Below are 3136 nucleotides of genomic sequence, written 5' to 3'. Positions count from 1 at the left end.
TCTTGGTTTTTATTTATGTCCAGTACATTTGATATTGTAATATCTTTGTAACCAACTCACATCATTAGCATTAAGAGCGCTATTTATACGTAACCAGTATAAGTTACCATCGAAAGACATACTTGTAGAAGTATTAATTCCTTTACGTGTATTTTTCTTGATGTTACTTAAATATAAATTAGCTTGCTCTTTTTCTAAAAATGGACCGCAAGTCGTATATTTAAAAGTATCAGTATTACTTTGATTAGCAACAGAGTTTTCATTTTTACTACTTTGTTGTATTTGTTCTTTTATTTGTGATACTTTTTCTTCGTTAGATAACTGATTAAAATTCTTTTGTGCATTGCTATTAGCGTTTTGTGCTTTAGCTTGAGCAGCAGCTTGTGATTTTTCTACTTTTGATTTATCGATTTCAGGAGTAGCGGTTTTATTGTTCACAATGTTATTAGCAGCTTGAGCGGCATTTTGATCAGCTTGTTGATTTTGTTTTAATGCTTGTTCGTGAGCTTGTTGTAGGTTTGGGTCTTTGGTTGGATCGACCAAAGGTTCAACCGGTTGCTCAACGGTCGGTAAAGTATTATTAACTGTAGTTAAGGTTGGTGTAGTAAGATTTAATGACTTACGAAGATCATGCATAATAGCCACTTGTGAACTAGAGGCATGAGTATCTTCACCGGTTTTTAGTGGCACATTTGTTGCTTGTTTATTTGGCTGAACATAGGTGGTACTATTTTCGAAGTACTTAATATATTTCCATTGTTCATCAGGAACTGGAGCAACTTCAATAACCTTAGGTGTAACTACCGGTCTTACTACAGGAGTTTTAGAGGTTTTTAATATCCCGTAAATACTATAAAGCATTAAACCAACAACCACGGAAGTAAAGAAAATATCTCTAATTAATACTTTACGATTACGAATTTCGAAAATTGGTTTATTTACAAAAGCGTAAAATGAATGCCAAAAACCATTTACCTTATTTAGAGTGCGGGTAAATGTTGTTTCGGGCTTTTTGTAACTCAGATATTTCATCTTTGCAAACCTAGGGGTAAGGGCTTTAAATAAACCTTGCTAAATAAACGAGTAAATCCTTTTTATTATAAGATAAACAGAGCGATTTTAAGCAAATAACTCTAATTTAAATCGTAAGGATCAACGTCTATATAGAAAATAGGGCGGTGTTTTTTAAAATGATCCGTATTTTGGTAGATTTCATTGACTTTTTGTAGTATTTCATTACGTAAACTGCGATTGTCAATAATAAAGTCGACTACACATTTAGTTAAGTTATTTTGTTTGCCCAATTCATGCAAACTAATCCCAAATTGTAATTTACGTTTGGATTGTTGCTTATACTCTAATAGCAATCCTTGTAAAATTTCAATAATTAGCATAGCTTGCGATTTAGCTATTTGTTCGTCTTGATGACGTACGGCTAAATATGCTTGATAGGTATAAGGTGGGAAATTTAAATTTTTGCGCATATTTAAATAGATTTGCGCAAAGTTAAAATAACTTAACGTAAGCAGATCATGATAAATTTTTTCATGTGGTAAAGCTGTTTGCAATACTACTGTACCTTGTTTTGATTCACGTCCAGCACGTCCGGCTACTTGTACATATAATTGAGCTAAACGTTCAGGGGCACGATAATCTTCAGACATTACTAAGCTATCTATATTTAAGAGAGCTACAAGTGTTACATTAGGAAAATGATGCCCTTTAGCAATCATTTGTGTACCAATTAAAATGGCTCCTGGAGTATTTAAAGCTCTAGTTAATTTTTCTTCGAGTTGCTGTGCGGTTTTTGAGGTGTCACGATCGATACGGATTACTTTTTGTGCTTGATAAGCTTGAGCACATAAGGTTTCAATTTGTTCGGTTCCAGCTCCTAAAGGTGTTAGAAAATCTGAACCACAATTAGGACATTGATGAGGAATATTACTGTAGTGAATTGCACAATAGTGACAAGCTAACTCATGACGACGGCGATGATAGGTTAAAGGTCGATCACACTCTCCACATAAGAAAATATAACCACAACTACTACAAGTTAATTGCGTAGCAAAGCCACGACGATTTAAAAAGAGTAATACTTGATTATCTTTTTGTAGCTCTTGCTGCATTAATTCCCAAAGAGACCCTGTAATTCCGGCTTTATTTAAAAGTACTTTCTTGTCGTCGATTCCCATAAATTCTTGTTGTCGAATATCTAACAACACAAATTTATTATCATGCTTAGCCGAAGCTCGACGTGTTAATACTAAATGCTTAAATTTACCTAATTCTAAATTGCGTAAACTAGTAAAGCTCGGAGTAGCAGAACCTAATACTACAGGGATGTTTAATTTACTTGCTCGTAAAATCGCAATGTCACGTGCATGATAGCGTAAATCATTTTGTTGCTTATATGATGAATCATGTTCTTCATCAATAATAATGCAACCGAGATTTTGCATTTGGGTAAAGACAGCCGAGCGAGTACCTATAAGAATAGCAACTTCACCATTTTGACAGTCTTGAATAATTTGATTTTTGGTTTGGTCATTAACATTCGAATGTAAAATGTGCATTTTTACATTAAAACGGTTTCGAAAGCGACTAATTGTTTGTGGAGTTAAACCAATTTCAGGAACTAATACTAAACAAGATTTACCTTGTAATAAATAATGTTCAATGAGTTGTAAATAAACTTCAGTTTTACCAGATCCTGTAACCCCATCAAGTAAATATACATTATAGCCAGGTGTATTAACTACTTGATTATACGCTTGCTGTTGTTGTGGATTTAATTGATGTTTATTGTTGGTATTAATCAGTTTCTCTTGCTTTAAGGCAAATGGTAATTCGGCTACTTCTTGATACCAAAGATTATCGCGTACTTGATATTCTGGGATGGCAAAGACTTGGCAATGTAAAGTAAAGCTATGACATGTAATTAACTGTATATCGTTTAATTCAGCAAATGATTTACTATTTTGCTTGATAACTGGTAAACTTTTATAAAGTTCATTAAAATTAGCATAGGTAAGACCATCAAGAACAATTTGTTCAAACGATCCTTTCTTTAAGCCATTATTATGAGTGTTTACAATGTAAGCATTGGTTTTAGCATTAACCTCATTAGAGATATTAG

General features: G+C 33.2%; 2 protein-coding genes. Both read right to left on the bottom strand.

What is annotated here, in order from left to right:
• Nucleotides 1-9: 9 nt before the first annotated feature.
• Nucleotides 10-1032, bottom strand: coding sequence for a hypothetical protein (locus CKF58_RS07940; protein ID WP_119532687.1), 1023 nt, complete (start codon nucleotides 1030-1032; stop codon nucleotides 10-12).
• Nucleotides 1033-1133: 101 nt separating this feature from the next.
• On the bottom strand, nucleotides 1134-3136 hold a 2003-nt coding region (gene priA / locus CKF58_RS07935; protein ID WP_119532685.1), incomplete at its 5' end, for a replication restart helicase PriA.

The sequence above is a fragment of the Psittacicella hinzii genome (assembly GCF_003585935.1).
Lineage (GTDB): Bacteria > Pseudomonadota > Gammaproteobacteria > Enterobacterales > Psittacicellaceae > Psittacicella > Psittacicella hinzii.
This window is presented reverse-complemented; position numbering and strand designations above follow the sequence as displayed.